Genomic DNA, 6,089 nt, shown 5'->3' with positions numbered 1-6,089 from the left:
GTTCTACTGCGTGCAGTAGAACTGAGCTCACGGACCAAATGTCCGCTCCGCTACGGTTCTCGAAACCACCACCATATGACTCGCCAGAGCGAATTTCGAAACAGTCTCTTGGAGACCCGCTATTGCTCTCCGGGCGACGGGTCAAGGCATCAGGGTGTTTAGATCGCAATTGCGCACGGGAACGTTATCCCCGCCGCCAATTTTCTGGCGATTCGCTAGGCGGAGAAAACCACCGGAAACCAGTCCTCGCGCAGCCTCTCGCCCGGCTGCATGCCATGGCCGTAATAGGGCGGCGAGGTACGGCCCGGCCGCTCGACATAGCGCGCATCGTCACCGACCCAGCGCAGCGACAGCGCCCGGCGCCGCGCCGCGGTCATATTGCCACGCGCGCCATGCGCGGTCCTGAAGTCGAACAGGATGGCGTCGCCCGGCTCCATTTCCCATTCGAGCACCTTCATCGAAGGGTCCTTGTCGGGATCCGGCACCGGCAGATAGTCGCCCTCGCCGGCATAGAAATTGCTATCGTCGAGCCAGCGCACCGGCAGGATCATCTTGTCCCATTTGTGCGAGCCGGCGATCAGCCGCAGCGTCGCCTCCTTCACCGGGTCGATGGGTATCCAGAAGCTCACCGTCTGTTGGCCATCGACGAAATAGTAGGGGATGTCCTGATGCCAGGGCGTCGGCTTCTGCGTGCCGGGTTCCTTCACCAGCACATGATCATGGAAGAACTGCGCGGTGCGCGATTGCATCACCGCCGCCGCAAGTTCGGCGGCGGGTGAGTCCCGTACCAGGCTGACGAATTCGGGGATGCGCTCCCAGTTGCAGTAGTCATCGAAGAAACTACCGCGACCGTTGGCTATGTCGGATGCGGTGGCGCTGCGGTTCTGCATGTTGCGTTCGATGCCTGCGGCAATCGTGTCGACCCAGCCCTTGAAGGCGCCGCGAATGCAAACAGCGCCGTCACGCTGATAGTCGGCAATCGTGGACGCGCCGATCCTGGTGGCGTCGAGGGTGGCAGTCCGGGAAGCCATGGCGTTCTCCTCTTGGAATAAAGCCACTATCGCAATATCTATTCATTCGGTAAAATAATAACTTTCGATCTGACATATAGAGTGCCTCTATGAGTGTGACTCTCACGCAGCTACGCTATCTGGTTGCCGTGGCGCGTCACGGCAGCGTCACCGGCGCGGCAAAGATGCTGAACGTCTCTCAGCCGTCGATCTCGGTGGCCATCGACGCGGTCGAAAAGAATTTCGGCCAGAAACTGTTCGTCCGCCAGCGGGGAAGCGGCGTGTCGCCGACATCGTTCGGCCGCGCCGTCGTGGCCAAGGCAAGGCAGGTTCTCACCGAAACGGAGGAACTCATCGGCCTGGGTTCAAGCAAATCGGCTGTCAGCGGCGAGTTGGTGTTGGGATGCTTCGAGGATCTGGCGCCTTTCTTCGCGCCGGCTTTGATCCGCGCCTTCTCCGAACGCTATCCGGCCGTCAAGATCGTCGTTCGCGACGAGACGTTCGAGACGCTGGGTCGACGGCTGGGTGACGCGGCCATCGATCTCGGCCTGACTTATGATCTCAGCCTGCCGACGCATTTCGCCCGCATCCTGCTGCGTGAACTTCGCCCGCACGCGCTGTTGCCGGCAGGCCATGCCCTGGCGGATCGCCCGTCGGTCAGCCTTGCCGATCTGGCCGCCTATCCGCTGATCACCACCGACCAGCCGCACAGCTGGCAGCATATGCTCGACCTGTTCCGCAGCCGCGGCCTTTCGCCTGTGGCCGACATGACGACAAGCTCGTTCGAACTGCAACGGAGCATGGTCGCCAACGGCTTCGGCGTTGCGGTCAGCTACACCCGCCCGCATGGCGACCGCAGCTATGACGGGCTGCCGCTCATCTGCAAGCCGCTGTCGGATCCGCTGCCCATGCAGCGGATCCTGCTTACCTATGACACGCATCAGCGTGTGTCGAATGCAGCGCTGGCCTTCGTCGAGGTGGCCAAGGACTGGTTCGCCACCCGCGACATCTTTGCCTCGTGAAAGGCTGACGGGCGCCGCGTCTCCGCTTGCCGCTTGACGGTTTCCGCCGCTGCTGCCACTCCATGGGCATGGAAACCATCCAGTCGAAAGCGGCCCAGGGCCGTGTCGCCGATGCGCCGAACGGCCATTGGGTCTACCGCGTGCTGCCGCGCTCGATATGGCCCTATGCGCAGCTTGCGCGGTGGGACAGGCCGATAGGCTGGCAACTGCTGCTGTGGCCGTGCTGGTGGTCGGCGGCCTTGGCGGCAAGCGCCTATCCGCGTCCCGGCGACCCGCTGCTCTCACTGCTGCCGGCGCCTTTGTATCTCGTGCTTTTCCTGGTCGGGGCCATCGCCATGCGCGGCGCCGGCTGCACCTACAACGACCTCGTCGACGAGGACATCGACAACCAGGTGGAGCGCACGCGCTCGCGACCGCTGCCGTCAGGCAAGGCGACGCGCCGGCGGGCATGGCTGTTTCTCGTCCTGCAGGCCCTGGTCGGCCTCGTCGTGCTCATCCAGTTCAACAGCTTTGCCGTCCTGCTCGGCATCTGCTCACTGGCGGTCATCGCCATATATCCGTTCATGAAGCGGATAACCAACTGGCCGCAACTGGTGCTCGGCCTTGCGTTTTCCTGGGGCGCGCTGATGGGATGGGCGGTCGAGTTCGGCGATCTCGATGGGCCTGCTGTCATGCTCTATATCGGCTCGATCCTGTGGGTGATCGGCTACGACACGATCTACGCGCACCAGGACAAGGAAGATGACGCCATTGTCGGCGTGCGCTCGACGGCACGCCTGTTCGGCGACAACACCAAGGCCTGGCTGGCCGGACTTTATGGCGGCGCGCTGATCTGCTTCGCCATCGCCTTCGCGTCGGCGCAGGCGCCGGTGGTGGCGCTGGCCGGGCTGATCGCCGCCGGCGCTCATATGGCGCGGCAGATCGCCGTGTTGGACATCGACAATCCGGACCAATGCCTGCGCCTGTTCAGGTCGAACAACCAGGTCGGCTGGCTGATCTTCCTCGGCCTGATCGGCGGCGCTGTGTGGGTGGCTCTGAAGCCGCTGGTTTAGCGGCGCTTCTTCCTTCTCCCCTTGTGGGAGAAGGTGGATTGGCGCGCAGCGCCAAGACGGTTGAGGGGTGCGTGACGGAACGCCGGCATTGCCAAGCTGGAACACCCCTCATCCGACCGAGCTTCGCTCGGCCACCTTCTCCCACAGGGGGAGAAGGAAGAACCTTCCTACTCCCGCGAAATAATCTCCTGGCCGTCGATGACCAGCCTGAGACCGAGGTCGCCAGCTCTGCGGCGAGCGAGGAAACGCGGGCGGCGCGTGTTCGAAATCCGCCCCTTGCGCCGATCCTGCGGCGGCAGCGTCTTGATGGCGGCGCCGAGTGATTCTTCCAGGGTGCGGGCAACGCCGTCCGATTCGATGAGCAGCATCGGCAGGCGGTAAGCGTCGGCCCAGGCGCGCCAGTCGGCGGCGACATCGTCGAGATCGTCGGCCACCAGCAGCGGCACCGACAGCATCGGGTCGTTGTGCAGGAGTTCCAGGGTCACCGTGACATTGCCGTCCGGATCCTCCATGGCGCGGGCGGCAACGCCGCGGAACGCATTGGAGGGCAGAACGATGATCGCGGGCAGGCCGCTCATCTCGAGCAAGCGGCGGATCACGGCGCCGCGCTGGTCGATGGTGAAGGTTACATCGCCGTAGTCGTCGCGAGTCGCGTAGCTCACCACTTGCGGCAGGCGGAATGGGTCGAGACGCATGTTGCGTCCCGCCCAGACTGGCTTCAGTCCGGTGTTCATAGAGTGGCCTTCCTGTCTGTCTCCTGAGAGCCGGTGTCCGGTTCTCTCCGGGCCGGTTTTTCCAGCCTCGTTTGTATGGAGACAGTAGCGCGGGCTCCTTACCGCCCCGCTTAAGAAAGTCGGTTAAATTTTGCTGATCTCAGGGATGGTTATCGGAATCCCACCAGCCACAAGATGTCGAAAGGATCAGATAACCTTACCCGGATTCATGATGCCGGCCGGATCGAAAGCGGCCTTCACCCTTCGCATCAGATCGATCGCCATCGGCGGCGCGGTGGCGATCAGCTCGTCGCGCTTCAACTGGCCGATGCCATGCTCGGCCGAGATCGAACCGTGCAGGCTGCGCACCACATCGTGCACCGCCTTGTTCATGGGGTGATAGAGAGCGAGGAACGCCTCATCGTCGCCGTCGACGGGCCGGGAAATGTTGTAGTGGAGATTGCCGTCGCCCATATGGCCGAAGCAGACCACGCGCGCGCCGGCGCTCACCGACGCCACCGCGCCGGCGGCTTCTTCGATGAAACGCGGGATCGAGGCAATAGGCACCGAAATGTCGTGCTTGATCGAGGCGCCCTCCGGTTTCTGCGCCTCGGGCAGCAACTCACGGAAATTCCAGAAGGCATCGCCCTGCGCGAGACTCGCGGCAATGACGGCGTCGCCGACGAATTCCTGTTCGAGGCCAGCCGACAGCACATCCTCGATCAACGCTCTCGAATCTTCCGACGAACGGCCTGATGAAATCTGCATCAGCACGTACCACGGCCAGTCCTCGATCAGCGGCCGCACCACACCCTGGGCATGCGCCAGGGTGAAATCATATGGCCGCCTGCCGATCAGTTCGAAAGCGGTGAGTGCTGCCCCGGCACGGTCCATGGCCAGGCCGAACAGCGAAAGTGCCGCCTCGGGCGACGACAGGCCGACGAAGGCGACTTCGCGCCCCTTCGGTTTCGGGAACAGTTTCAGCACGGCGGCGGTGATGACGCCGAGCGTGCCTTCGGCCCCGACGAACAGGTTTTTCAGATCGTAGCCGGTGTTGTCCTTCTTCAGCTTGCGCAGGTCGTCGAACACCTCGCCGGTCGGCAGCACCACCTCGACACCGAGGCAAAGTTCACGCGCATTGCCGTAGGCAAGCACGCCGGTGCCGCCGGCATTGGAGGAAAGATTGCCCCCGATCTGGCAGGAGCCTTGCGCGGCCAGCGACAGCGGGAACAGCCGGTCGGCGGCGTCGGCTGCCTCCTGCAGCGTCTGCAGGATGACACCGGCTTCTACTGTTACGGTGTTGGACTGCACATCGATCTCGCGGATGCGGTTCAGCCGCGACAGCGACAGGACGATTTCGCGCCCGGACCTGTCCGGCACCTGCGCGCCGACCAGCCCGGTGTTGCCGCTTTGCGGCACGATCGGCGTTCCCGTCTCGGTCGCCAGCCGCATGATCCGGCTGACCTCGTCGACGCTGCCCGGCCGCAGCACCAGCGACGTCGCGCCGTGCCAAAGCCCACGTCGCTCAATGAGGTAGGGCGCGATGTCCTGCTGATCACGCAGTGCATATTTGTCGCCGACGATCGCCGTGAAGCGATCGATGAGGGCGGGATCGAGTGTCTTTGTGATTTCGATCATGGGGGAAACTATGTTGCGGGTTGCGTGATGTCACGAGGGGCGGCTGCACGCGACAGCCGATCGTTGATCGCTTCGCCGAGCCCGTCGCAGGGAATAGGCTCGACGGCGATGGTGCGCGCGCCGCTGCGGTCGAGTGCCTGCATATAGGCGAACAGATTGCTCGCCGCTTCGCGCAGGTCCCCGGTTTCGGACAAATTGAGGAAGGCTTCGGCGCGGCGCCAGCCGTCCGCCCGTTGGCTGCCGAAGCCGAGCAAAGCCTCGCCCTCGCCGACCGTGCCGGCATTGAGCCGCATCGCGGCACCTGGCGCATAGTGCGAGGCAAGCATGCCCGGCGCCTCGATACTGGCGGTGCCGCCGCGCAACAATTCTATGCCGATGGCCGCCTCGATCTCCTCGGCGGCGATGCCGCCGGGCCTCAGCAGCCGCATTCTTTCCCCCTCGGCCTTGAGAATCGTCGATTCCAGCCCGACCGGGGTCGCGCCGCCATCGACCACCAGCTTTATCCGCGCACCGAGATCGGCTGCCACCGCTTGCGCGGTCGTTGCGCTGATCCTGCCGGATGAATTGGCGCTGGGCGCGGCAAGCGGGCGGCCGAGCCTGGCGATCAGATCGCCGCCAAAGCCCCTCGGCATGCGCAAGGCGATTGTATCGAGC

The 6,089-nt window shown here is 64.0% G+C and carries 6 protein-coding genes; 2 read left to right on the top strand and 4 right to left on the bottom strand.

Translation table 11 applies throughout. The features are described from left to right. Nucleotides 1-215: 215 nt before the first annotated feature. Nucleotides 216-1,031 (bottom strand): phytanoyl-CoA dioxygenase family protein, encoded by an 816-nt coding sequence (locus tag EN925_RS19115; RefSeq protein WP_027164167.1) that lies wholly within the window; start codon nt 1,029-1,031, stop codon nt 216-218. A gap of 89 nt (nt 1,032-1,120) precedes the next feature. On the opposite strand from EN925_RS19115, the gene EN925_RS19110 reads away from it, so the two are divergent. Together EN925_RS19110 and ubiA are read left to right on the top strand one after the other, a co-directional pair. Then, nucleotides 1,121-2,032, top strand: coding sequence for a LysR family transcriptional regulator (locus EN925_RS19110; RefSeq protein WP_013532815.1), 912 nt, complete (start codon nt 1,121-1,123; stop codon nt 2,030-2,032). A 68-nt stretch (nt 2,033-2,100) separates the two neighbouring features. Further along, nucleotides 2,101-3,084: a 4-hydroxybenzoate octaprenyltransferase gene (gene ubiA / locus EN925_RS19105; protein ID WP_064995195.1), complete on the top strand. Its 984-nt coding sequence runs from the start codon at nt 2,101-2,103 to the stop codon at nt 3,082-3,084. Nucleotides 3,085-3,251: 167 nt separating this feature from the next. Here the strand turns inward: ubiA and EN925_RS19095 are convergent, their stop codons facing one another. From EN925_RS19095 to EN925_RS19085, 3 genes are all read right to left on the bottom strand, one after another. After that, nucleotides 3,252-3,818 carry a DUF6101 family protein gene (locus EN925_RS19095; RefSeq protein WP_127368712.1) on the bottom strand — a complete coding sequence of 189 codons (567 nt, stop codon included), beginning with the start codon at nt 3,816-3,818 and terminating at the stop codon, nt 3,252-3,254. Nucleotides 3,819-4,004: 186 nt separating this feature from the next. Next, a complete protein-coding gene (locus EN925_RS19090) occupies nt 4,005-5,435 on the bottom strand; it encodes an FAD-binding oxidoreductase (RefSeq protein ID WP_127385283.1) in 1,431 nt (476 codons plus the stop codon). Nucleotides 5,436-5,443: 8 nt separating this feature from the next. Further along, nucleotides 5,444-6,089: Sua5 family C-terminal domain-containing protein (locus EN925_RS19085; protein WP_206632854.1), on the bottom strand; the 646-nt coding region annotated here is incomplete at its 5' end.

It is taken from the genome of Mesorhizobium sp. M7A.F.Ca.US.006.04.2.1 (assembly GCF_004022915.1).
Lineage (GTDB): Bacteria > Pseudomonadota > Alphaproteobacteria > Rhizobiales > Rhizobiaceae > Mesorhizobium > Mesorhizobium ciceri.
This window is presented reverse-complemented; position numbering and strand designations above follow the sequence as displayed.